Source organism: Thioclava indica, from assembly GCF_000714545.1.
GTDB lineage: Bacteria > Pseudomonadota > Alphaproteobacteria > Rhodobacterales > Rhodobacteraceae > Thioclava > Thioclava indica.
Map to the genome: position 1 here is coordinate 44,963 of NZ_AUNB01000010.1, position 24,212 is coordinate 69,174.

Annotated in this window: 24 protein-coding genes, 1 tRNA gene and 1 pseudogene; 9 read left to right on the forward strand and 17 right to left on the reverse strand. The window is 60.7% G+C overall.

What is annotated here, in order from left to right; all coding sequences use genetic code 11:
* On the reverse strand, positions 1-867 hold the full coding sequence (locus tag DT23_RS03460; RefSeq protein WP_038128274.1) for an N-formylglutamate amidohydrolase: 867 nt from the start codon (positions 865-867) through the stop codon (positions 1-3).
* Between the two features lie 183 nt (positions 868-1,050).
* On the opposite strand from DT23_RS03460, the gene DT23_RS03465 reads away from it, so the two are divergent.
* Positions 1,051-1,125, forward strand: a tRNA-Val gene (locus DT23_RS03465).
* A 73-nt stretch (positions 1,126-1,198) separates the two neighbouring features.
* Positions 1,199-1,324 carry a type B 50S ribosomal protein L36 gene (gene ykgO, locus DT23_RS03470; protein WP_038065693.1) on the forward strand — a complete coding sequence of 42 codons (126 nt, stop codon included), beginning with the start codon at positions 1,199-1,201 and terminating at the stop codon, positions 1,322-1,324.
* A gap of 77 nt (positions 1,325-1,401) precedes the next feature.
* Here ykgO and DT23_RS03475 read toward each other — a convergent pair whose 3' ends face one another.
* The 7 genes from DT23_RS03475 to DT23_RS03505 form a co-directional block, all read right to left on the reverse strand.
* Positions 1,402-1,890, reverse strand: a complete 489-nt coding sequence (locus DT23_RS03475) for a holin family protein (RefSeq protein WP_038128277.1) — start codon at positions 1,888-1,890, stop codon at positions 1,402-1,404.
* Positions 1,881-2,492: a holin-associated N-acetylmuramidase gene (locus DT23_RS03480; RefSeq protein ID WP_038128279.1), complete on the reverse strand. Its 612-nt coding sequence runs from the start codon at positions 2,490-2,492 to the stop codon at positions 1,881-1,883. The genes DT23_RS03475 and DT23_RS03480 overlap by 10 nt, the downstream gene beginning before the upstream one ends.
* A 92-nt stretch (positions 2,493-2,584) precedes the next feature.
* Positions 2,585-3,028 (reverse strand): cytochrome c maturation protein CcmE, encoded by a 444-nt coding sequence (ccmE, locus tag DT23_RS03485; RefSeq protein ID WP_038128282.1) that lies wholly within the window; start codon positions 3,026-3,028, stop codon positions 2,585-2,587.
* A gap of 24 nt (positions 3,029-3,052) precedes the next feature.
* Positions 3,053-4,081 (reverse strand): N-acetyl-gamma-glutamyl-phosphate reductase, encoded by a 1,029-nt coding sequence (gene argC / locus DT23_RS03490; protein ID WP_038128284.1) that lies wholly within the window; start codon positions 4,079-4,081, stop codon positions 3,053-3,055.
* An 80-nt stretch (positions 4,082-4,161) separates the two neighbouring features.
* Complete coding sequence (locus DT23_RS03495) at positions 4,162-4,785, reverse strand: VPLPA-CTERM sorting domain-containing protein (RefSeq protein WP_162177170.1); 624 nt, start codon at positions 4,783-4,785, stop codon at positions 4,162-4,164.
* Between the two features lie 66 nt (positions 4,786-4,851).
* Positions 4,852-5,664, reverse strand: coding sequence for a glutamate racemase (murI, locus tag DT23_RS03500; protein ID WP_038128286.1), 813 nt, complete (start codon positions 5,662-5,664; stop codon positions 4,852-4,854).
* Between the two features lie 90 nt (positions 5,665-5,754).
* Positions 5,755-9,165, reverse strand: coding sequence for an indolepyruvate ferredoxin oxidoreductase family protein (locus DT23_RS03505; RefSeq protein WP_038128288.1), 3,411 nt, complete (start codon positions 9,163-9,165; stop codon positions 5,755-5,757).
* 159 nt (positions 9,166-9,324) lie between these two features.
* On the opposite strand from DT23_RS03505, the gene DT23_RS03510 reads away from it, so the two are divergent.
* From DT23_RS03510 to grxD, 4 genes are all read left to right on the forward strand, one after another.
* The gene (locus DT23_RS03510; RefSeq protein ID WP_038128289.1) at positions 9,325-10,233 is read left to right on the forward strand and encodes a LysR family transcriptional regulator; all 909 of its coding nucleotides are present in this window, start codon (positions 9,325-9,327) and stop codon (positions 10,231-10,233) included.
* Between the two features lie 451 nt (positions 10,234-10,684).
* Entirely contained in the window at positions 10,685-12,847 is a 2,163-nt protein-coding gene (purL, locus tag DT23_RS03515; RefSeq protein WP_038128290.1) for a phosphoribosylformylglycinamidine synthase subunit PurL, read from the forward strand.
* Between the two features lie 106 nt (positions 12,848-12,953).
* Positions 12,954-13,196: a BolA/IbaG family iron-sulfur metabolism protein gene (locus tag DT23_RS03520; protein ID WP_038128291.1), complete on the forward strand. Its 243-nt coding sequence runs from the start codon at positions 12,954-12,956 to the stop codon at positions 13,194-13,196.
* A 105-nt stretch (positions 13,197-13,301) separates the two neighbouring features.
* Complete coding sequence (grxD, locus tag DT23_RS03525; RefSeq protein ID WP_038128293.1) at positions 13,302-13,661, forward strand: Grx4 family monothiol glutaredoxin; 360 nt, start codon at positions 13,302-13,304, stop codon at positions 13,659-13,661.
* Positions 13,662-13,718: 57 nt separating this feature from the next.
* Here the strand turns inward: grxD and DT23_RS03530 are convergent, their stop codons facing one another.
* A complete protein-coding gene (locus DT23_RS03530) occupies positions 13,719-14,054 on the reverse strand; it encodes a hypothetical protein (RefSeq protein WP_038128295.1) in 336 nt (111 codons plus the stop codon).
* 181 nt (positions 14,055-14,235) lie between these two features.
* Between DT23_RS03530 and deoC the strand changes: the two genes are divergently transcribed.
* Both deoC and DT23_RS03540 read left to right on the forward strand, forming a co-directional pair.
* Positions 14,236-15,204: a deoxyribose-phosphate aldolase gene (gene deoC / locus DT23_RS03535; protein WP_038128340.1), complete on the forward strand. Its 969-nt coding sequence runs from the start codon at positions 14,236-14,238 to the stop codon at positions 15,202-15,204.
* Positions 15,205-15,211: 7 nt separating this feature from the next.
* Positions 15,212-17,550 (forward strand): annotated as a pseudogene (locus DT23_RS03540) (aldehyde dehydrogenase family protein).
* Between the two features lie 34 nt (positions 17,551-17,584).
* Here the strand turns inward: DT23_RS03540 and DT23_RS03545 are convergent.
* The 4 genes from DT23_RS03545 to ruvC form a co-directional block, all read right to left on the reverse strand.
* A complete protein-coding gene (locus tag DT23_RS03545; protein ID WP_038128297.1) occupies positions 17,585-17,992 on the reverse strand; it encodes a group III truncated hemoglobin in 408 nt (135 codons plus the stop codon).
* A 49-nt stretch (positions 17,993-18,041) separates the two neighbouring features.
* Positions 18,042-19,076 carry a Holliday junction branch migration DNA helicase RuvB gene (gene ruvB / locus DT23_RS03550; RefSeq protein WP_038128298.1) on the reverse strand — a complete coding sequence of 345 codons (1,035 nt, stop codon included), beginning with the start codon at positions 19,074-19,076 and terminating at the stop codon, positions 18,042-18,044.
* Positions 19,077-19,161: 85 nt separating this feature from the next.
* Positions 19,162-19,830 (reverse strand): Holliday junction branch migration protein RuvA, encoded by a 669-nt coding sequence (gene ruvA, locus DT23_RS03555; RefSeq protein ID WP_038128299.1) that lies wholly within the window; start codon positions 19,828-19,830, stop codon positions 19,162-19,164.
* Positions 19,827-20,363 carry a crossover junction endodeoxyribonuclease RuvC gene (ruvC, locus tag DT23_RS03560; RefSeq protein WP_038128300.1) on the reverse strand — a complete coding sequence of 179 codons (537 nt, stop codon included), beginning with the start codon at positions 20,361-20,363 and terminating at the stop codon, positions 19,827-19,829. The genes ruvA and ruvC overlap by 4 nt, the downstream gene beginning before the upstream one ends.
* A 232-nt stretch (positions 20,364-20,595) precedes the next feature.
* Here ruvC and DT23_RS03565 point away from each other — a divergent pair, with 232 nt between their 5' ends.
* Positions 20,596-20,766 carry a DUF1127 domain-containing protein gene (locus tag DT23_RS03565; protein WP_420804676.1) on the forward strand — a complete coding sequence of 57 codons (171 nt, stop codon included), beginning with the start codon at positions 20,596-20,598 and terminating at the stop codon, positions 20,764-20,766.
* 76 nt (positions 20,767-20,842) lie between these two features.
* Here the strand turns inward: DT23_RS03565 and DT23_RS18395 are convergent, their stop codons facing one another.
* The 4 genes from DT23_RS18395 to DT23_RS03585 form a co-directional block, all read right to left on the reverse strand.
* The gene (locus tag DT23_RS18395; protein ID WP_156023846.1) at positions 20,843-21,190 is read right to left on the reverse strand and encodes a hypothetical protein; all 348 of its coding nucleotides are present in this window, start codon (positions 21,188-21,190) and stop codon (positions 20,843-20,845) included.
* Positions 21,191-21,276: 86 nt separating this feature from the next.
* Positions 21,277-22,146: a 50S ribosomal protein L11 methyltransferase gene (locus DT23_RS03575; protein WP_038128305.1), complete on the reverse strand. Its 870-nt coding sequence runs from the start codon at positions 22,144-22,146 to the stop codon at positions 21,277-21,279.
* A 69-nt stretch (positions 22,147-22,215) separates the two neighbouring features.
* Entirely contained in the window at positions 22,216-22,860 is a 645-nt protein-coding gene (msrA, locus tag DT23_RS03580; RefSeq protein ID WP_156023847.1) for a peptide-methionine (S)-S-oxide reductase MsrA, read from the reverse strand.
* A gap of 55 nt (positions 22,861-22,915) precedes the next feature.
* A complete protein-coding gene (locus DT23_RS03585; protein WP_038128309.1) occupies positions 22,916-24,151 on the reverse strand; it encodes an MFS transporter in 1,236 nt (411 codons plus the stop codon).
* Between the last annotated feature and the right edge of the window lie 61 nt (positions 24,152-24,212).

Genomic DNA, 24,212 nt, shown 5'->3' on the forward strand with positions numbered 1-24,212 from the left:
CTATTCGGCGGCCAGTCGCATAGGCTGCGCACCGATGGCACAGATGCGGGCGATGGTGCGTTCCATCAACGCCCGAAATGCCTCGAACTCCTCGCTGGGCTCGATCAAGGTCTCATCCATGTAAAGCGCGCGGTCAATCTCGATTTGCACGACATGAACGTTGTCACGCGGTCGGCCATAGCGTTGCGTGATGTAGGCCCCGGCGAAGGGATTGTTGCGCGACACGGCAAGACCCTCATCGGCGAAGACTGATTCGATCTGCGCCACAAGACTGCGCACCGCCGAGGCACCGTAGCGATCCCCCAAAACGATTCTTGGCCGCCGTGCGCCCAAACTGTCGAGCGCCTCGGACGGCATTGAATGCACATCAATCAAAATGGCCTGGCCATGGCGGCGATGGGCCTGACGCAACAGATCGTCCAAAGCGGCGTGATAAGGACGCCAGACATGGTTTAAGCGGGTCTCTGCCTCGATCTGGGCGATCTTGCCGCGGTATATTGCGCGGCCCCCTGACACGACACGGGGAATCACCCCAAGCCCAGCCGCTACACGCGGGCCGGGATGCGACCGCTCTAGCCCTGCGATCAAGGCCGAATCAAGCTCGTCGTCAGAACGGTTCAAATCGACCCAAGCCCGCGGGTATTGCGCCGCGATGAAACTGGCGCCATATCGGGGCGCACAGGTCAGCAACCGATCCACAAACGCATCCTCGGATGAGCGCAACTGCCTTATATTCAGCACAGAGCGCTGTTTCAGGCTGTCCGGGTAGTACGCACCCGAATGCGGTGACGCAAAAATCACCGCCGTTTCCTCGGTTTCGGGGCGCAGCAGGGTAAACGCCGCCGGGGGATGTGGTTTTTCGGTCATGGAGCCTCGCGATAATGCGCGCCAGCTTACACCGGAACGCTTTGTAGCCAAATCCCCCTTGAAAGCCCTTTCGACTCCTTTTATAGACCCCCAGACCGACGCGATCCCGCGTCTTTCGGTTTGTTCATCTGCTCTTAGGGTATTTGACGTAATCGATGCGATGAAACGGGGTCAGGCGGCTGTGGGCGGTTAGCTCAGCGGTAGAGCACTACGTTGACATCGTAGTGGCCACTGGTTCGATCCCAGTACCGCCCACCATGATTCACCGCCCCCGGTGTTCGGGGGCATTCGTTTTTCAAGGCGCACGCGCGCCGCGAATAGGAGAAGGCCAATGAAGGTCCGTAACTCGCTCCGCTCGCTCAAGCAGCGTCATCGCGATTGTCAGGTCGTGCGCCGCAAGGGCCGCGTCTATGTGATCAACAAGACGCAGCGTCGCTTCAAAGCCCGTCAGGGCTGAAGCAGACCGAGCCTAACGTATAAAGCCGCGCCGTGTATTCCACCGGCGCGGCTTATTCATGTCTGCTTTGCTTGGACCTATTTTTCCCCACCTTCGCGCCACGCCGAAAGAGCGGCATTGTGCTCGGGTTCTTCGGGCGGGTTTAGTGCGGCGGGCGGTGTGACCGTTTTCTTCATACGAAAATAATAAGCCTCGCGCGCCCCGAAATAAAAGCTCACCACCGCGCCCAGCAGCCACCAAAGCGGTTCAGGGACATAGTTCAGCCCAACCATGCGCTGCGCAAATCCCACCGGGTCAATCATCGCGTAGACGAACAACCCGACAATCCCAAAGGCCAGAACCGGGCGCGGCAAACGATTGATTCCATTTACGATTCGATCAAACACACCCGGACGGACATATTCAAACTCTGCCCCGTGTTCCTGCAGCGCAGCAACATAGGCAGCCTGCGCGGCTTCGATTTTTTTGGTGGCGTTGGGCACGAACACTTCGGCCAACGAGGTCGCGGCTTCCCCCACCGCCTTAGCCGCCCCTGCGCCGCCAATCAGCTTTTCGATCACGCCCATTTCGAGACCCGCTTGCGATGCTCGCCCTCAGTCAGTCGAAAGCGCGGCGAGATGAATTCCTCGGCGCGCAGAATCCAGCCGCCCTTGGTGCCAGCGCGCGTGTTGGCGTATTTACGGCTGGCGGGGCGCGCATCGGCAACGCGGTAGTAATAGTTGCGCCGCGCAATTCCATAGGCATCGACGAAATAGCCCGGTGCCGCCGCTTGCGCCAACTCTGCCGCCGCGATGGTTTGCGGCCCGATCGCACCGTCGACCACGACACGCTGGCCCATATCGTTCAAAAGCCGCTGCAAAATCACAACCGCGTTGCCGCCCGCATTGACATACATATCGAACACCGAGGGCTGGAGCGCGCCGGGCAGTTTCTTGATCAGCGGCTCTTCAAAGTAGTGCTTGATGAAAATGTCGACGGCCTGCTCGCGGCTGAGCGCGCGCACATCCATCTCATCGACGCGGCCATCGCCGGTCTGATCAAGGTCAAGCCGCTGCAACGTCCCCAGCGTCACCCCGTATTTCGTCGCCCCGCCCGGATCATCCGGATCATCGACGTAACCGCCTTCACGCGCAACGATCTCTTGCGCAATCTGCGTGACAGATTTCATGGCCTATCCCCGTTTTGACAACGGCGACAGGCTTGCAATTATGGGTTAAAAGGCGCGCAAGGCAGCGTTCGCTGGCGAAGCAATCAGCGGCGTTACGAGGTCGGCTGCTCGTACATGCCTTGCTCTTTAAGCGCGTCGATCACTTCCTTGGGCATGTAATTTTCGTCATGTTTGGCCAGAATTTCAGAGGCAACGAACGTCCCCCCTTCCATCTGCCCGGTGCCGATCATGCCCTGACCCTCTTTGAACAGATCCGGCAGAACGCCCGCGAATTTCACAGGAACCGTCGCGCCGCCATCGGTGACGGAGAAGGTGATAACCTCTCCCTGACCACGTTTGAGAGTACCGGCTTCGACCAGCCCGCCCAAACGAAAGACTTCGCCGGGCTTGGGCGGCTCGGTGGCAAGTTGCGAGGGGGCACGGAAGAAATTGATGCCATCGCGCATCGAATAACCGATCATCCCGGTCGCCATCACAAGGGCAACTGCGGCCACGGCAAGCACCTGAATACGGCGTTTCTTCTTAAGGCTTTTCATCGTCTCTCCTCCTCGCACCCGATCTTACGGGAAAACCGGCGCCAGCATAAGCCCCTCGGCCTCATCCATCCCCAGCATCAGATTGGCATTCTGCATCGCTTGGCCCGAAGACCCTTTGCACAGATTGTCCAACGCGACCACGACGGTTGCGCGACCGGGGATACGATCCCCTGATACACCAATATGGACAAAATTGGACCCCGTAACCGACCGAGTTGAGGGGAGTGCGCCGAAAGGTAGCACCTCTAAGAACCGCTCAGAATCGTAGCGATCCCGCAAAGCCTGATAGATCGCCTCTACATTTCCGCGCACATAGGCGGTCGCGAGAATTCCGCGATTGAACGGCGCAAGATGCGGGGTGAATTGGACCATCACGGAACGGCCAGCCAACGCGCTGAATTCCTGATCGAATTCTCCGATATGACGGTGCGTTCCGCCTGCGGAATAGGGACGCGTCCCGCCCGACAATTCAGCATGAAGCAGGTTTTCCTTGAGCGCGCGACCCGCGCCAGACACCCCGTTTTTCAGATCGAGAATGATCTCGTCAACGTCAATCACGCCCGCCTCAATCAGCGGACGGATGGCATACTGCCCGGCGGCCGCATTACAGCCCGTGCCCGCCACAAGCCGCGCCGCGCGAATCGCCTCGCGGTAGAATTCGGTCAGCCCGTAGACCGCCTCTTTCTGCATCTCGATCGCAGCATGGGGTTTGCCGTACCATTTCTCATAGGCCGCCGGATCGCGCAGCCGGAAATCGGCGCTCAGATCGACGACTTTCAGATCGCGCGGCAAGTCTTTGATTACCGCTTGTGAGGTCGCATGGGGCAGCGCACAAAACGCCAGATCCACATCCGAGAAATCAATCTCCTCGATCTTGACCAAGTCGGGCAGGTCCAAATGGCGCAGATGGGGGAACACGTCGCCCATGCTCATGCCCGCTTTTCGTTCGCCCGACAGCGCCACGATGTCCATACCTGGATGGGTGGCGATCAGGCGAACAAGCTCGGCACCGGTGTAGCCGGATGCTCCGAGGATGGCGATTTTGTGGGGCATGGATAAACCTTCGCATCATGGACGGGCGGTCAACGCCGCTTTGCGCTCTATTTCGGCGCTCCACCCTGCTGCGTCAAGATTTATCCCGCGCGAGGCTGACGCCGACGCATCAGCAAAAGCCCCGCCAGAGCGGTCAGCAAAAGGGGCGCTGTCGCGGGAAGCGGCACCGCCGAGGGGCTCTCGACAAGCGGATCCCCCGGCAAAAGCGCCGATGACAGGTCAATGCCATAGCTGAGCGGCGCGTTGCCGTAGGTAAAGATCATCGCCAGATACAGCGTGCCGCCAAAGCTGCTATCGAGCGTGATGCTGCGGCTGGCGGTCAGGTTGTTGGAGACGCTGACCGCCTGAAACGGATCGTATGAGATGCCGAAGTCGCCGGGGTTCAGGCCGTCCCAGTTATGGGCAAAGGGCGTGGAACTGTAGCGAATTGACCCGCCACCGTTCAGATAGCTGTCAGTGAACGCATCCGCACCCGACAGAGACAACGTCAGAACCTGCGCGCCGCTGGCCAGACCACCAACCGCAAAGATATCCGTGTCGCCTGCGGTCCCGGTGCCGCTGATCGCCGAGGTGCCATTCGCGATCAGCGTCGGGCTGCTCCAGTCCGAGGAATACTCTCCAGCATCCAGTTCGGACACGGTCAAAGCCGATGCCGGGCCGGCTGAAAGGGCCAGCAGACTGACAAGAATACGCAGGGTCGCCATCATCGGCCTCGATTCGGGTTTCGTTAACGAAAGAGTTAACGCCAGATTAAGGCCGAATTAGGCGCCCTATGCGGCAACAAAACGGATCGGATGACGCAGGAACTGCGTGGCGTGACTGGAAACCGAAGACGGATCGCCGGTCGTCAGAAACTTCACCGCATCGCCCGGACCTTTGAATTCTGGGTGGCGCGTCAGGTAATCGGCAAGGCTCTCGGCCACCAGACTCGCTTGGCTGTAGACCGACACATCCGCGCCCAGCGCCTGCTGGAACACCTCTTGCATCAACGGGTAATGGGTGCAGCCAAGGATCGCGGCCTCGGGCTTGGGCATGCGCCGCTTGAGAGCCTCGACATGCGATTTCACCAAGGCTTCGGCGAGGATTTCATCACCCACCTCAATAGCATCGACCAAGCCGCCACAGGGCTGCGCCTCGACATCCACGCCAATCGCGCGAAACGCCAGTTCGCGTTGAAACGCACGGCTGGCCACCGTTGCGGGCGTGGCAAACAGCGCGACATGCTGCACCGCCACTTCGCGCGGCGCGGAATTGTCGCCCCATTTGCGCTCGGTCAGCGCCTCGATCATCGGCACGAACACGCCCAGCACGCGCTTGCCCTCAGGGATCCAGCTTTCCTGCATCCGGCGCAGCGCCGCAGCCGAGGCCGTATTGCACGCCAAAATGACCAGATCGCAGCCCTCGTCCCAAAGGCGCTCAACCCCCGCGCAAGTCAGATTGAAGATGTCATCGCTATCGCGCACCCCGTAAGGCGCATGGGCATTGTCGCCAAAATAGCAAAACGGAACATCGGGCAGGCGCTTGGCGCAGGCGTCATAAACCGTCAGCCCACCCAGACCTGAATCAAATACCCCAACGGCCATGGCACTCTCCCGCGCGAAACCCCGGCGCGGAACTTGCGCCGGGTGAGCCTCATTTAAGCCCAAGTCTTCGCGAAAGAAACGCCTTTATGTTCACTCCGCCGCCATCGGTTGCGGGTGACCGCCCGCACGAAACGCCGCCAGCAGCGCTTCGCGACGTTTCGCGGCCATCACCTCGCCTTGCGCCTTAACCGGACCGTAGCCACGGATGCTAAGGGGCAGTTCGGCCAGTTCGCGCGCGATTTCCATCGTCTCGGGCGTGATTTTGGGCAGGATCTCGGCCATGTCGGCCTCATATTGCGCGATCAGGGCACGTTCCATCTTGCGCTCGGCGGCGCGGCCAAACGGGTCCAGCGGCGTACCACGCAACCCCTTGAGCTTGGCGAGTACCTTGAAACCGCGTGCGATCCACGGGCCGAATTCGCGCTTGATCGGTCGCCCGTTCGCGCCCTCTTTCGCCATGATCGGCGGGGCGAGATGGAAGTGCATCTCGAAATCGCCATCAAACTCTGCGCGCGCCTTGGCCGCCGTGTCCAGATGCAACCGCGCGACCTCGTATTCGTCCTTGTAGGCCAGCAGCTTGTGATACCCCTTGGCGACCGACACCCGCAGATCGTCCGGCGCGCTATCCACCAGTTTACGGAAGCGCTTTGCCAGCCGCTTGTTCTGATAGGCCACCAGTTGATCGGCGCGGAAATCGACGGGATCAACCGGGGCTTTCACAACCTCGGACACCATCGCCCGCGCCGCCTGTTCGGGATGCACCATCGCCCAGCGCCCCAGATCAAAGGCGCGCTTGTTTTCTTCGGGCTTGGCCCCGTTCAGATCAATCGCGCGGGTGATCGCCTCAAGGCTGAGCGGTATATAGCCCTGCTGCCACGCGGCCCCCAACACGACCATGTTAGAATAGATCGAATCCCCCAGCATGTGGCGCGCCAGTTCGGATGTATCGACAAAGGAAACGCGATCTTTGAGCCGCGCCTCAAGGCTAAGACGCAGCTGATCGCCGGGCAGGTGGAAATCGCGGTTGCGGGTGAATTCGCCCGTCACGATTTCATGGCTATTAACCACGGCCCCGGTGCGCCCCGTCGTCATCAGACCCAGCGTTTTCGAACCCGCCGAGACCACCAGATCGCCGCCGATTACACAGTCAGCCTCACCGACGGCCACACGGATCGCGCTGATATCTTCAGGTTTTTCCGCGATGCGCAGATGGATATGCACCGCGCCGCCTTTTTGCGCGAGGCCCGCCATCTCCATCATGCCCGCGCCCTTGTCATCCAGATGCGCCGCCATCGCGAGCACCGCGCCGATGGTCACAACACCCGTGCCCCCGACCCCGGTGATCACCACGTTATGCGTGCCGTTGATCGCGGGCAGCGTCGGCATCGGCAGATCGGGCAGGTCCAGATCCTTGGCCTGCGCCTTTTTGATTTTCGCGCCCTTGAGCGTGACAAAGCTGGGGCAGAACCCGTCGAGACAGCGGAAATCCTTGTTGCACGACGATTGGTCAATCGCGCGTTTGGTGCCGAGTTCGGTTTCCACCGGCACGATCGAGACGCAGTTGGACTGCACGCCGCAATCGCCGCAGCCCTCGCAGACATCGGTATTGATGAACACGCGCTTGTCGGGATCGGGGAATTTGCCGCGCTTGCGACGGCGACGTTTTTCCGCGGCGCAGGTCTGCACATAGATCAGCGCCGAGACGCCCCTTTCCTTGGCCAGCCGCTTTTGCACAGCCATCAGCTCGGCGCGCTCGAATTTCTCGACTGTTGACGGAAAGGCGCTGAGATCGACCTCTTCCTTCTCGTCATAGACCACCACAACCGGTTTCACGCCCATCGCAGTAATTTCCGCCGCAATCTGTTGCGCGCTTAGATCGCCCTCGTTTTCCTGCCCGCCGGTCATCGCGACCGCATCGTTGAACAGGATCTTGTAGGTGATGTTGGTGCCAGCAGCCAAAGCTGCGCGGATCGCCTGAACGCCTGAGTGGTTATAGGTGCCATCGCCGAGGTTCTGGAACATATGTTCGCGGTTCGAGAACGGAGCCTCACCGACCCAGTTCACGCCCTCACCGCCCATATGGGTGAAGCCCTCGGTATCGCGGCCCATCCATTGCACCATGTAGTGACAGCCGATTCCGGCATAACCGCGCGTGCCCTCTGGCAGCTTGGTCGAGGTGTTATGCGGACAGCCCGAGCAATACCACGGCGTGCGCGCAGCGATTTCGGGCGCATTGTCCGCACGCTGGGCGGCCTCGATCTTGGCGATTCCGGCCTTGATGGCATCGGTGCCGCGCCCTTCTTCGATGAAAATCTCGCCCAGCTTTTGCGCGATCATCACCGGATCAAGCGCATAGCGCGTGGGGAATAGTTCCACCCGACGGCCATTTTCCCAGTTATCGCCCTTGTGCCAGCCATAAACGCGCCGCCCGCGACGGTCATCAAACAGCGTTTCTTTGACCTGCACCTCAATCAGCTTGCGCTTTTCCTCCACCACAATCACCAGATCGAGCCCCTCGGCCCATTCGTGAAAGCTGTCCATATCCAGCGGGAAGGTTTGCGCGACCTTGTAGGTGGTGATGCCAAGACGCTCGGCCTCGGTTGCGTCGATGCCCAGCAGCGACAGCGCGTGGCTTAGATCCAGCCAGTTCTTGCCCGCAGCGACCAGACCGATCTTGGCCCCCGCCTTGCCCCAGACGCGCTTGTCGATGCGGTTGGCGCGCGCGAACGCCTCGGCGGCGAAACGCTTGAAGTCGATCATCCGGGCTTCTTGCGCCACCGGCGTATCGTTCAGGCGAATGTTCAAGCCGCCCTCGGGCATTTTGAAATCGGGCGTGACGAATTGCATCCGCTGAGGGTCGCCGTCGACCACAGCCGTTGCCTCGACCGTGTCCTTCATCGTCTTGAGGCCGACCCAAACGCCCGCAAAACGGCTAAGCGCATAGCCGTAATGGCCCAAATCCAGGATTTCCTGCACGCCGGCAGGCGAGAGCACGGGCATATAGGCATCCACCATCGCCCAGTCCGATTGATGCAAAACGGTCGAGGATTCGCCGGTGTGGTCATCGCCCATCGCCATGATCACGCCGCCATGGGGCGAGCTGCCCGCCATATTGGCATGACGCATCACGTCGCCAGAGCGATCCACCCCCGGCCCCTTGCCATACCAAAGGCCAAAGACGCCGTCATATTTACCATCGCCACGCAGCTCGGCCTGCTGACTGCCCCAAAGGGCGGTCGCGGCGAGATCTTCGTTCAACCCCGGTTCAAAGCGCACATCGGACGCCTCAAGCACGGTTTTCGCGCGCGCCATCTGCAAATCGACCGCGCCCAGCGGGCTGCCGCGATATCCGGTGACATAGCCTGCCGTATGCAGCCCCGCCGCCGCGTCGCGTGCCGCTTGCGCCAGAACAAGACGCACCAGCGCCTGCGTGCCATTCAGCAACACCGGCGATTTCGTCAGGTCAAACCGATCCGAAAGAGTAATTTCTTGCCGTCCCATTAAGCACCTCCCCTTGCTGTGTGGGCATTTGCCTTATGGTAGGTCATAATTTCTGACCTAGAAAGGGAAAATATGTAACAAAGCGGTTTCGTAATAAAGCGAGAGTAAGGTAAAGGAACTTGCGCATCCAAGCGCGAAGCCGAACCGAAAGTGACCGGAATGGATTGGGACAAGCTTAGAATATTTCACGCAGTGGCCGATGCGGGGTCTTTGACCCATGCAGGCGATGCATTGCATCTTTCTCAATCTGCCGTGAGCAGACAGATCCGCGCGCTTGAAGACGTGCTTGGAACGACTCTGTTTCACCGTCATGCGCGGGGACTGATTCTCACCGAGCAGGGCGAATTGCTGTTTGATGCGACCTCGTCGATGGCGAAAAAGCTGGATAGCGCCTCGGCACGCATCCGCGATTCCGAAGAAGAGGTGCTGGGCGAGTTGCGCGTGACCACGCCAACGGGCTTTGGCACGCTGTGGCTGGCGCCGCGGCTGATCAAGCTTTACGAAAAATATCCCGACCTCAAGATCAACCTGATGCTGGAAGAGCGCGTACTGGATTTGCCGATGCGCGAGGCCGATGTCGCGATCCGCATGAAGGAACCCGCTCAGGCCGATCTGATCCGCAAGCGTTTGCTCAATATTCGGATGCGCCTATATGCGACGCCGCAATATCTGGAGCAGGCCGGGATGCCTCAAAAGATTGAGGATTTGGCGCATCACCGGATGATCTGCCAGACACCCTCGACGCCCCAAGTGCAGGCAGGTGCGCAACTGGGTCAGCAGGTGCTGACCTATGATCAGGCATCAACCCTGATGGTGAACAACTATTTCGGGGTGCTGCAAGGTGTGCTCAATCACATCGGGATTGGCGTGCTGCCCGATTACCTGACCGCTGACTTCCCGAATCTCCAACTGGTGCTCCCCGAGCTTGAGTCGGTCGAGGTACCTGTCTTCCTCGCATATCCCGAAGAACTGCGCTCATCGCGCCGCGTCACGGTGTTTCGCGATTTCATTCAGGAAGAAATTCTCGCCTATCGGCGCCAGAAAAGCACTGAAACAACCGAGGGTTGAGCCGAGCCATAACCGCAACGCATAGCAGGCATGACGTAGAAGTGTTCTGTTTATCCTTGATGCGTTCACATCCTGCCCATAAATGAGGCTTAGAGGGCGAAACGTGTTTACGCACGCATCACCTTCTACCTCCCTGTTGGACTTCGGCCGAGCTTTGTCTCGGCCTTTTTTTTGCGCAGCGCATTTTCGTAGGCTGCGATGGCGCAATTCAGCCAGCCGCGCGACAATACCAAGATCGCCCTAAACGGCACTTATCGCCGCTTTTGATCACGCTGAAAAAGCCTGTCGACATGCGCGGCCCATCGGCTGACATCGACCGACCCAAGACGCAGAGCCTTCCGCATCTGCGGGTTTTGTGCCTGCCTAGGCGCGTTTGGGCCTGCCAACCCCTTCCCCCCTTGGCCCGATTGCCTTATGAAATCGGCAACGCGCATAGCCCCGGAGAATGTAGATGGACGAGCCGCAGATCACGCAGCAACTCATCGAGGCCCATGGTCTGAAGTCCGACGAATACGACAGCATTCTCGAAATCATCGGGCGCGCGCCGAATTTCACCGAGCTCGGCATCTTTTCCGCGATGTGGAATGAACATTGCTCGTATAAGTCGTCCAAGAAATGGCTGCGCACGCTGTATACTGAGGGTGCGCAAGTGATCTGTGGCCCCGGCGAGAACGCGGGCATCGTCGATATCGGCGACAATCAGGCTGTGGTGTTCAAGATGGAAAGCCACAACCACCCTTCGTATATCGAGCCTCATCAGGGCGCGGCGACTGGCGTCGGCGGCATTCTGCGCGATGTGTTCACCATGGGCGCGCGCCCGATTGCCGCGATGGACAGCCTGTCTTTCGGCATGCCCGATCATCCCAAAACCGCCCATGTCGTCAAAGGCGTGGTTGAAGGCGTGGGATCTTATGGCAACTGCTTTGGCGTGCCGAATGTCGGGGGCGAGGTGCGCTTTCACCCCTCCTATAACGGTAACTGTCTGGTTAACGCCTTCGCCGCCGGGCTGATCGACAGCGACAAGATCTTTTACTCTGCCGCTTCGGGCATTGGCATGCCGGTGGTGTATCTGGGCGCGAAAACCGGGCGCGATGGCGTGGGCGGGGCCACGATGGCCAGCGCCGAGTTCGACGACACGATCGAAGAAAAGCGCCCCACCGTGCAAGTCGGCGACCCCTTCACCGAGAAATGCTTGCTTGAGGCCTGTCTGGAACTGATGGCCTCGGATTCGGTGATCTCGATTCAGGATATGGGCGCGGCGGGTCTGACCTGTTCGGCCGTTGAGATGGGCGACAAGGGCGGCTTGGGCATCAAGCTGCATCTTGATCAGGTGCCCCAGCGCGAAACCAATATGACCGCCTATGAGATGATGCTCAGTGAATCTCAGGAACGCATGCTGATGGTGCTCAAGCCCGAGAAAGAGGCCGAAGCCCGCGCAATCTTCGAAAAATGGGATCTCGATTTCGCCATCGTGGGTGAGACCATCGCCGAGGATCGCTTTCTCATCCTGCACCACAATGAGGTGAAGGCCGATCTGCCGCTGTCGAAACTGGCCTCCAGCGCGCCGGAATATGACCGCCCTTGGGTGGAAACGCCCGCCGCAAGCGCCGCCGAGGCGCTGCCCGCGATTGGCCCGATTGCCGCCCTTGAGGCGCTGATCGGCTCGCCCAACTACGCGGCGAAGAACTGGGTGTTTGAGCAATATGACACGCAGGTCATGGGCGACACCGTGCGCCGCCCCGGCATGGGCGCAGGCGTGGTGCGGGTGCATGGCACGCCCAAGGCGCTCGCTTTCACCGCCGATGTGACCCCGCGCTACGTCAAAGCCAACCCGTTCGAGGGCGGCAAACAAGCCGTGGCCGAAGCCTATCGCAACCTCTGTGCGGTGGGCGCGAAACCGCTGGCGACGACCGACAACCTCAATTTCGGCAACCCCGAAAAGCCCGAGATCATGGGTCAGTTCGTCGGCGCGATCAAAGGCATCGACGCCGCTGTGCGCGCGCTGGATGTGCCGATCGTGTCGGGCAATGTCTCGCTGTATAACGAAACCGACGGCACGGGCATTCTGCCCACGCCAACGATTGGCGCGGTCGGGCTGCTCGATAGTCTTGACGATCTGATCGCGGGTCTGCCCTCTGCCGGCGATGTGGCGATGGTGATCGGTGAAACCAAGGGCCATCTGGGCCAATCCGCGCTGGCGTTTGAGGCGTTCGGGATGGAAAGCGGCGACTCGCCGCCCGTCGATCTGGACGCCGAGCGCCGCCATGGCGAATTCCTGCGCGAGAACCGCGCCCTTGTGAAATCGGCCAGCGATTTGTCCGATGGCGGGCTGGCGTTGGCCCTGTTCGAAATGACTGAAGCTGCGGGTATCGGCGCGACCGTCGAAACCGACGACATCGCCCAGCTTTTCGGCGAAGATCAGGCACGCTATTTAATCGCCTGTTCCTTCGATCAGGCCGAGGCGTTGATGGCCGCCGCGCGTCGTGCCGAGGTGCCCTTGGCGACCGTCGGGCGCTTTGGCGGCGAAAGCATCAGCTTTGGTGCGGAAACCGCCCCGATGGCCGAATTGTCGACCCTCTATCGCAGCGCGTTCAAAGCCGCGATTGAGCGCTAAGGCACCTTTCGCCGCGCGACCCCAAGTTACGTTCGCGCGGCAGCGCCCCCTTGCGGCGGCCTGTTCACGCGCATAGATTTGCCTCAAAGGACGAGGAGCCCTATTTATGGCGATGCAAGCGCATGACATCGAAGCCCTGATCCGGGTGGATTTCCCTGATGCCAAGATCACGATTACCGATCTGGCTGGCGACGGAAACCACTGGGCAGCCGAAGTCATCGACGAAAAATTTCGCGGGATGAACCGGGTGCAACAGCAACGCGCCGTTTATGCCGCGCTCAAAGGGGCGATGGATGGCCCGAACGGGGCGCTACATGCGCTGGCCCTGACGACGAAGGCGCCGGACTGAAGATGGGTGAGGTGCGCAGCGCCTCGGATTTGGATCGGGGGCTCCCCCGACTTTTGACACCAGGGCTTCGCGGGCTGCGCGAAGACAACGCAAAGGATCACAGCGATGGACGCGAAAGATCAGATCAAGAAAACAGTGACCGAAAATGAGGTCGTGCTGTTCATGAAGGGCACCAAGGACATGCCGCAATGCGGGTTTTCTTCGCGCGTGGCGGGTGTGCTGAACTTCATGGGCATCGACTATGCCGACGTGAATGTGCTGGCAGATGCCGACATTCGCCAAGGCATCAAGGATTATTCCGACTGGCCGACGATCCCGCAGCTTTACGTGAAAGGCGAGTTCGTGGGCGGCTGTGATATCATCACCGAGATGACGCTGTCGGGCGAGTTGGATCAGCTGTTTGAGAGCAAAGGCGTGAGCTACAATAAAGAAGCCGCCGATCAGATCCGCGCCGCCAACGCTTGATCTGGCGCGACACGACCTGAAACGCCCCGCCCCAACCGGCGGGGCTTTTTCATGCGCTCAAAACCGCGCGAAAAACGGATCGATCTTCCAATAGGCCTGAAAATCGCGCGCCGTGTTGCGCGCCATTCCGGCCAATTCCATCGCGTAAATATCCATGCTCAGCAGCGCCGCCAACTTATAGCCGCGCTCTGCAGCCTCGGCAGCCGCGCCCCTGCCGCCAAAGTTCTCCTCAATCGCTGAGGCCGCCGCGACCAGCGCGTAGGGCAGTTCAAAAATCGCGACATCAGGCCAGCGCGTCACAAGATCGCGCACCAAAGCACGCCACTCGTCACCCGGACTCATTAATTGCTCGATGGCGAAAGCCACCAGCACATCCTCGTTACTATACGTCATAACCCCAGCCGGATCGGCATCCCCCAGCCGACTTTCCTTGAAATATGTTTTTTTGCAATAGGATAGATCGAATTGTTCGTTAGCTCTGTTTGCTTAACCGATCTCTTCGGTTTGACCAAATGGTTGAATGCATTGCGCGCCTTCGCTAGCGTTTGCTTCTGAGTTTTATGTGGACAGCCCCATGCCCCCCATCGACACGCCCCACCTGCATCCGCGCAATCCCGGCACGCCGCTTGATCTGGCGTGGTTTGACAAGATCGCGGTGAACACTCCGGCTGCGACAGCGCGCGCCGCGACGCTGGCCACGCGCCGGTCCGTGAAAAAGGAATGGCAGGCGGCATGGCTTGTGAACGCGATCCAATGCATTGATCTGACAACATTGGCGGGTGATGATACCGAAGCGCGCGTCGCCCGACTGTGCGCCAAGGCGCGCCGCCCGCTGGCCGATCATATCCTTGAGGGGCTGGGGTTGGACGCCGTAAAAACCGGGGCCGTCTGCGTCTATCCCACAATGGTCGGCGCAGCCGTGCGCGCCCTTGATGGCTCGGGGATTCCCGTAGCCTCGGTTGCAACCGGGTTTCCCGCCGGGCTGATGCCGCTAAATCTGCGGCTGGCCGAGATCCTGTATGCCGTCGAGCAGGGGGCCGCCGAGATCGACATCGTGATCAACCGCGCCCATGTGCTGCAAGGCGATTGGGCCGCGCTATACGATGAAATCGCGGCGATGCGCGAAGCCTGTGGCGACGCCCATATCAAGGCGATCCTGGCCACAGGAGAGCTGGGAAGTCTGCGCAATGTCTATAAGGCCTCGATGGTCGCGATGCAGGCGGGGGCCGATTTCATCAAGACATCGACCGGCAAGGAAACCGTGAACGCGACGCTGCCCGTCAGCCTGACAATGGTGCGGGCGCTGCGCGATTATGGCGCACGCACCGGATATAAGATCGGGTTCAAACCGGCAGGGGGCTTGAAAACCGCCAAAGACGCCATCGCTTGGCAGGTGCTGATGAAAGAAGAGCTGGGCCGCGACTGGCTGCGCTCTGATCTTTTCCGCATCGGGGCCTCATCGCTTTTGGGCGATATCGAGCGTCAGTTGGAACATTATGTCACCGGGCGCTACGCGTCTGGCAGCCGCCACGCATTGGCCTGAGGGAAAGATGCCGACAGTGAACGATATCCTCGACAGCATGGACTATGGCCCCGCCCCCGAAGCGGCAGGCGAGGTCACCGCATGGCTCACCGAGCGCGCGCCCTTTGGCCATTTCATCGACGGCAGCTTCACCGCGCCTGCTGACACTTTCGCGACTGACAATCCCGCCACGGGCGAAGCGTTGGCCCAAGTCAGCCAAGGCTCGGCGCAAGATGTTGCAATGGCCGTGAAAGCAGCGCGTAAAGCCGCACCAAAATGGGCCGGGCTGGTAGGCCATGAGCGGGCGAAATACCTCTATGCCATCGCGCGCCACATGCAAAAACGCGCGCGCTTTCTGGCGGTGCTGGAGGTGCTTGATAACGGCAAGCCGATCCGCGAGACACGCGATATCGACGTGCCGCTCGCGATCCGCCATTTCTATCATCATGCGGGCTGGGCCGAGCTGCTGGCCGATGAGGTTCCCGACCACACCCCGCATGGCGTATGTGGCCAGATCATCCCGTGGAACTTCCCGCTGCTGATGCTGGCGTGGAAGATCGCGCCTGCTTTGGCGGCGGGCAATACGGTGGTGCTCAAGCCCGCCGAATACACACCGCTCACCGCGCTGGCTTTTGCCGAGATCTGCGCCGAGGTCGGTCTGCCCAAAGGCGTCGTCAATATCGTGACGGGTGATGGCGCGACCGGTGCGGCGCTGGTTGACTCAGATGTCGACAAGATCGCCTTCACCGGCTCCACCGATGTCGGGCGCACCATCCGACGCGCCACCGCAGGCACACCCAAGGCGCTGACGCTGGAACTCGGGGGCAAATCGCCCTTCATCGTCTTCCCCGATGCCGATCTTGATGCGGCGGTTGAGGGCGTGGTCGATGCGATCTGGTTCAATCAGGGTGAGGTCTGCTGTGCCGGCTCGCGCATTCTGGTGTCCGAGGCCATCGCGCGCGATTTCACCGACCGTCTTGTCACGCGAATGGGCAAGCTGCGCGTTGGCGATCCGCTGGACAAATGCACCGATCTGGGCGCGATCGTGCACCCAACGCAGCTGGCCCGCATCCGAGAACTGGTCTCGGCGGGCGAGGCCGCAGGCGCAACTCTGCTCCAGCCCGAGACGCAACTGCCCGCGAAGGGCTGCTATTTCGCGCCCGGCCTGCTGGTCGGGGCAGAGCCTGCCAACCCCGCCAGCACCGAGGAAATTTTTGGCCCTGTGGCGACACTCACGACTTTCCGCACCCCCGCTGAGGCGGTGCAACTGGCCAATAACACGCGTTATGGGCTATCGGCCTCGATCTGGTCGGAAAACATCACGCTTGCGCTGGATATCGCGGCGCAGGTCAGGGCGGGCGTGGCTTGGGTCAACTGCACCAACCAGTTCGACGCCGCTGCAGGCTTTGGCGGGATGCGCGAAAGCGGGTTTGGCCGCGAAGGCGGGCGCGAGGGCATGGCGGCCTATCTGCGCGCACCCGAGGTTAAATCCAAGCCCGAGGCCAGCGCACCAGATTTCAAGGCAATGCCCAGCCCCAAGGCCCCCGCGCCAAGCGGTATCGACCGCACGCCCAAGCTGTATATCGGCGGCAAGCAAACCCGCCCCGATAGCGCCATTCCTACACGATCACGGCCAAGGGCCGCGAGCTGGGTCTTGCGCCGCTGGGCAACCGCAAGGATATCCGCAACGCGGTGGAAGCGGCCCATAAGGCAGGCGCTTGGGGCAAGCAAACCGGTCACAACCGTGCGCAGGTGCTGTATTACATCGCCGAAAACCTCGCCGCGCGTCAGGCAGAGTTTGAGGCACGTCTGAAAGAGGCAGGGCACGACGCGTCCGAGGCCGCCTCCACCGTCGCGCGCGCTTTCTACTACGCCGCTTGGACGGACAAATTTGACGGTGCGGTGAAACCCACCCAATCGGCGAAAGTCACGTTGGCGATGCATGAGCCTTGGGGCGTGATGGGTGTGGCTTGCCCTGATGCCAGCCCGCTGCTGGGCTTTGCCTCAATGGTGCTGCCTGCCATCGCGATGGGCAACCGCGTGGTCGCGATTCCGTCGCAATCCATGCCGCTGCTGGCCACCGATCTATATCAGGTATTTGACACCTCTGACCTGCCCAGCGGCGTGGTCAATATCGTCACCGGGCCCCGCAATGAACTGGCCAAAACGCTTGCGCAGCATGATGATGTGGCCGCGATGTGGTATTGCGGCGATGCACGGGGCCACGAGATGGTGAAGGCCGAGAGCGCGGGCAATCTCAAAGCCACTTGGACATTTGAGAACCGCGACTGGAGCAAGGCGCAAGGTCGTGACTTCCTAGACCGCGCCACGCAGATCAAGACGATCTGGGTGCCTTACGGAGAGTAGGCTGCACGTGACTTGAGAGGTGGATTTCGACCGCCTAACGCAGCTTGGGCACGCCGCCTGCGAGCGTTTCACGATCAACCACGCCTTGGCGCAGGCTGACGCCGATCTTATGCGCCAGTGCCGACCAGCGCGCGGCTTGATCTGCGTCCAGCTCCTCGCGTAGCACCTCGTCAAACAGGGCAAGCCAGCCCGAAAACATGCCCGGACGCACATTGCTGGCCTTGCGATGGGCCATCATCGGCGATCCGTCATACCCCGGCTCACGCAGGATCGCACCTTTCCAGAACGCGGCGACTTTGGCCTCATGCGCGGGCCAATCGGTGACGTGAACGGCAAAGATCGGACCCAGCATGGCATGACCACGCACGCGTTTATAAAAATGCGTGACGACGCGGTCGATGTCATCGGCGGAAATATCGAAACGGGCGAGCGGCTGGGTCATGACATGCAGATAGGCCTGCGGGCCATGGCGATCAAGCGGTCAGATCGTCTCAGCCATCGCCAAACAGATCGGGTTTCGGGGGCGCGGGGCGCGGAGCCTCTAGACCAAGATGCCGCCACGCCCGCGCGCCCAGCATCCGCCCGCGCGGCGTGCGCTGGATAAGCCCCTGTTGCAGCAGATAGGGCTCAATCACCTCTTCAATCGCATCGCGCGCCTCTGAGAGCGCCGCCGAAAGCGTTTCGACCCCGACCGGGCCACCGCCGTAATGCTCGGCCATCAGCATCATGTAGCGGCGATCCGCGCCATCAAGACCAAGCTTATCGACGCCAAGCCGGGTCAGCGCGCGATCAGCAATGGCGCGAGAAAGTCGCCCGTCGCCCTCGATCAGCGCGAAATCAACAACACGGCGCAGCAGCCGCCCGGCGATGCGCGGCGTGCCACGCGCGCGCTTGGCGATCTCGCGGGTGCCCTCGGGATCGGCGGGGATATTGAGCAGGCGCGCGCCACGGGTAACGATCTGATCCAACTCGTCCTCGGTGTAAAATTCGAGCCGCGTGGGAATGCCAAAGCGGTCGCGCAGTGGCGTGGTCAGCAACCCCAAGCGCGTCGTTGCGCCGACCAGCGTGAAAGGTTGCAACTCAATGCGCACGGTGCGCGCCGCAGGGCCTTCGCCAATCACCAGATCCAGTTCGAAATCTTCAAGCGCAGGATAAAGCACCTCTTCGACCGCCGGATTGAGACGGTGAATTTCGTCGATGAACAGCACATCGCGCGCCTCAAGATTGGTCAGGATCGCCGCCAGATCGCCCGCCTTGGCCAGCACCGGCCCCGAGGTCATCTTGAAATTCACGCCCAATTCGCGCGCCATGATCTGCGCCAGCGTGGTCTTGCCCAGACCGGGGGGGCCGTGAAACAGCGTGTGATCCATTGCCTGCCCGCGCAGCTTGGCGCTTTCGATGAAGACGCGCAGATTGGCGCGCGCCTCTGCTTGGCCGACGAATTCCTCAAGCGCCTGCGGACGCAGGGCACGGTCGGCGTCATCGGGCAGGCGCTCGGGGCGCAGTGTTGGATCGGGATCGCTCATTGTCATTCAGTGTTGCGCCTGTTGCGGGCCGAGGCAAGCGGGGCTCTGCCCCGGACCCCGGGATATTTTCGTCAAGAGGAAGACCTTAATCCTTGGGGGCCAGCAGCCGAAGCGCTGCGCGGATGAGTTTTGCCGTGTCCGTGGTTTCGGGATCATCGCTGGCCTGTGCAACCGCAGAGGCCGCATCCGAGGGCGCATAGCCCAGATTGGTGAGGGCCGAGATCGCCTCGGCGGTGAAGTTGGTTTTCGGCGTCGCGGCGGGAGCTGGTTTCTTGGTGCGCGGCGCGGGGGCATCTTCGATAACGTCGAGTGCGGCAGTGTCGACCGTCAACTCGGCCCCCATCGCCATCACGGAAGGGGCCTTTTCCTTAAGTTCCAGCACCACACGTTGCGCGAGTTTCGGGCCAACGCCAGGGGCGGCTTTGACCGCTGCCCAATCGCCCAGCGCAATTGCGCGGCCCAGCCCCTCGGCACCGAGTGTGCCCAGAACCGCAAGCGAGGCTTTGGCACCGATGCCCTGCACCGACGTCAGTAACTTGTGCCATTCTTTCTCCAGCAGGGTCGGAAAGCCGAAGAGTTGCAGCAAATCCTCACGCACCAGAAGATCGGTATAGAGCGCGCAGGCTTGCCCCACCGGGGGCAGCGATTGCGCGGTGCGCGTGCTGACATAGACAATATAGCCGACGCCACGCACGTCGATCAGCACGTGATCCATCGCGCGATGCACGATGATGCCTGCGATGCGGCCAATCATGCGCGCCTCCGTTTTTGGGTATGGCCAAGGGCAGAGCGCGAGAGTTGCGCCGCCCCCAACCGGGCGGCCGATTGCAGGTGGAACGCGTGACAGATCGCGATGGCCAGCGCATCCGCCGCATCGGCGCTGTCAAATTGCACGCCGGGCAGTTGGTGGCGCACCATATGCTGCACCTGCACCTTATCGGCATGACCGACACCGACGACCGTTTTCTTAACCGCATTGGGCGCATATTCGCCCACTTCTAGCCCAGCCTGAGCGGGGGCCAGCAAGGCTATACCGCGCGCTTGGCCCAGTTTGAGCGTGGCAACGGCGTCTTTGTTGACGAAGGTTTGCTCGACTGCAGCCGCCTCGGGCGTGAACTGAGCGATTACCGCACAGAGGCCGCGATGCAGTTCCAACAGGCGCGGTGCCAAATCAGTGCCAGCAGAATGCAAGGTTCCGTTGCCCAAATGGCGCAGACGCGATCCTTCCATCTCGATCACGCCCCAGCCCATGTTGCGCAGCCCTGGATCGATTCCGATCACCCGCATCGCATTTGCCCCTGTTTGTTATCATTAATCTTCGATTAGCACGAAAAGAGAACATCGCCTAGCCCCGGCATTTCAGAGCATGGTTTTTCAGGCTTGCAAAAACTGCATGACGGACCTGCGATCTGCGATGTTGTTTTTACATTTCGCCCAGCCTATGTGCGCCCTGTAACTATTGATGCCCGAAACTTGAGCAGTCTGTGAACCAAGGAGCCTCCCAATGTCCGTCGTGGAAATGACATCCCGCCTGAACCGTAGCCGCCATTCCGGCTTGATCGTTTCGCTCATTGCGAGCGTTCTGGAATGGAATGACTTGCGCGTGACCCGCAAGGCGCTCGCAAAACTGTCTGATCGTGAACTTGACGATATCGGCCTGACCCGTTTTGACTTGAACCGCCTGCGCTAAAACTCGCGCCAGGACTGGAAAAAGGGCTGTCCCGCTGGGGCAGCCCTTTTGCATTCGGCGATAAAGGCGCGAAAAATTAGTGGATGAGTGGGCTCAATACGCTGGCGATATAGCGCGTCGCCGGGTCTGCATGCAGCACCCAAGCCCCGACCTGTTCGGCCATATTACCATCGGCAAGGTTGGTAACGCGCTTGCTGTATTCCTCGGCCCCGATCTGGGCGAGCATCATACCTTTGACCAGCAATATCCCCGCGGCAAGCAGCGCAAGCCCACGCAAGGGCAGACCACGGCGCGACTTCGGGCGCATCGTATCGAAATAGCTACGGCCAAGCGAGCCAGTCGCCTCGAACGCGCCACCTGCCTCGTGAATCTTGTCGATCCGGGACAGGCGCTTTTCGAATTCATTCATATCAGTCTTAGCCATTGCCGTTCTCTCGGATAAACTGCACGGAATCCCGTAAAGACAATTTATACCAAGACGTGGCTGAACCTGAGCGAAATTATGGCCGATTATGCACGGCTCATCACCAATGTCGTCCACTCGCCAAATTCATTGCGTGCAGCGGAAACAAAGCCTTGGGCCTGATAGGCCTCGATCACGTCCTCGGCCTGTTCGTTTAGTAATCCGCTAAGGATAACGACGCCCGATTCGGCACAATAGCGCGCCATATCCGGGGCCAATGCGATTAGCGGAGCCTTGAGAATATTGGCAAAAATCAGGTCATAGGGGGCGGCTGCTTGCAGCTTTTGATCCCCGAAACCAGCCGCCTCAAGGCAGATCACGCGCCCCTCAAGATCGTTCAGCGCAACATTGGCGCGCGCGGTTTCCACAGCGACCGGATCGATATCCGAGGCCAGCACCGTTTCGGGCCACAGCTTGGCCGCAGCCATCGCCAGAACCGCCGTTCCGCAGCCGATATCGGCGACATTGTGAAAACTACGCCCTTCGCGCGCCAGATCATCCAGCGCGCTGAGACAACCCGACGTCGTGCCGTGATGGCCCGTGCCAAAGGCCATCGCCGCGTCGATGCGCAGCGCGACGGAGCCCTCGGGCACCTTATCTGCGTCATGGCTGCCATAAAGAAAGAACCGCCCCGCCTGCACTGGGGCGAGTTCGCGGCGCACATGCGCGACCCAATCGGTTTCGGGCAGCTCTGAAATCACGAAAGGCTGTGCGCCATAAGCGATGGCCAGCAAATCAAGCGCCACATCATCGGGCTGCTCAAGGAAATAGGCCGACACCTCATAGCGCCCATTGCCATCTTCGATCTCAAAGACGCCCGTGCCGTAGGGCGCGGGGTCAAGCTCATCCAACCGCTCTTCGAGCGCCTCGGCGGAGTCGCGATCAGCCAGCGTGGTAAAGGCGGTAAAGGTGGTCATGGCGGCTCCTTTTGCACATGTTGCGCCGGGCTTAGGCCGGGGCGCAAGTTACGTCAAGCCGCACCCCGATCACGCCGAAAGCCCGATCGGGCAACTCACGCCAGTGCCGCCAATTCCACAATAGCCTGCCGGGTTCTTGGCGAGGTATTGCTGATGATCGTCCTCGGCGAAATAAAATGGCGGGGCGTCGGTGATTTCGGTGGTAACCGCGCCGTAGCCAGCCTCTGACAGCCGCTTGGCATAGGTCGCACGAGAAGCCTCGGCTGCGGCTTTCTGCGCAGGATCGTAAGCATAGATCCCCGAGCGGTATTGCGTGCCGCGATCATTGCCTTGGCGCATGCCTTGGGTTGGGTCGTGACCTTCCCAGAACACCCGCAGCAAATCGTCATAGCTGATCACTTCGGGGTCGAAAATCACACGCACGACCTCGTTATGGCCGGTCATGCCGGTGCAAACCTCGCGATAGGTCGGGTTCGGGGTCGGCCCGCCCGCATAGCCTACCATGGTCAGCCAGACGCCCGGTGTGTTCCAGAAAATCCGCTCGACGCCCCAGAAACAGCCCATGCCGAACATCGCCTGTTCCATCCCCTCGGGAACAGGGCTACGCAGATCGCGCCCGCTGAGGAAATGCGGCTGGGTGATGGGCATTTCGGTGTCGCGTCCGGGCAAGGCCTCGGATTTCGTGGGAATGGTGGCAGGTTTTCCAAACAGCATGATCTATCTCCCTATCGCAGCCTCTTAGATAGGCGCGCGCGGACGGATTTCCAGATCAGGCAGGTGTCGGGGCAAGACCACACAGCACCGTCTCATACCCTTTGGAGGGATGACGCGGCACCAAGAATGCAAGCCCCAGTGAGACAAGCGCCATCGCAGCCGCCAGCCCGAACACGGCACCAGGCGAGACCATCCAGAGATAGCCAAGCCCCGCTGGCAGGAACACGGCGGCGATGTGGTTGATTGTGAAGGACACAGCCGCCGTGGGCGCGATATCTGCCGGATCGCAGATTTTCTGGAAATAGGTCTTTTGCGCGAAGGCCAACGAGAACAGCAGGTGATCTACCACATATAGCGCGCAGGCAATCCACAGCCCCCAGCCGAACCAGTAGATCCCGCCATAGCTCAGGAATAACAGCGTCAGCCCGATATATTCCACGATCAAAGCGCGCCGCTCGCCGAACTTACCCACGAACCGGCCCATCGCGGGGGCGGCTGCCATGTTGACTGCGTAGTTGATGAGAAACAGCGCCGAGATTTCATCGACCCGCAGCCCGAAACGCTGCACCATCATGAAAGCAGCAAAGACGACAAAAATCTGACGCCGCGCGCCCGCCATGAAGGTGATCGCGTAAAACAGCCAATAGCGGCGGCGCAGCACGAAACGTTTGGATTGCGGATCGCGGGTGTGAAACTGCGGATAAAGAAGCGCCGCCGCGCCCACCATCACCATCGTCGTAATCCCGGCGCTCGCGTAGACGAACTCATAGCTCAGATCGAAGGCCTTCCACGTCAGCACCAACAGCGCATAGGCCGCCAGCGAGGCGCCCGATCCCACCGCAACGATCCGGCCCAACGTTTGCGGAGCTTGCGCGCGGTCGATCCATTGCAATTGCAGCGATTGGTTGACCGCCTGAAAATAGTGAAACCCGATCGAGGACAGCAGCGTGACCATGATCAGCCCGCCAAAGCTGGGAAACAGCGCCGTGACCGCCGTTGCTGCGCCCAATAGCAGCAGCGCCAAGATCGCCAGCACCTGCTCGCGCATCACCCAAAGCACGATGATCACGCCAATCGCCAGAAAGCCCGGCACTTCGCGAAACGATTGCAGCCAGCCAATATCGACCCCGTCAAAATTCACCACATCAATTACGAAGTTGTTCAGCAGCGCAGACCATGTCGCAAACGAGATCGGCATCGCGGCGGCAAACACATACAGCAGCGCCTCGGGCCTACGCCAGCGCGGCAGGGTGTGGGCCTCGTCAAGCTGAACTTCGCGAAGTTTGAACATGAAAACCTTAGACGTGAAGGGAACCTTAGGAGCAAGACCACAAAGCGTGTATTCTGACTCA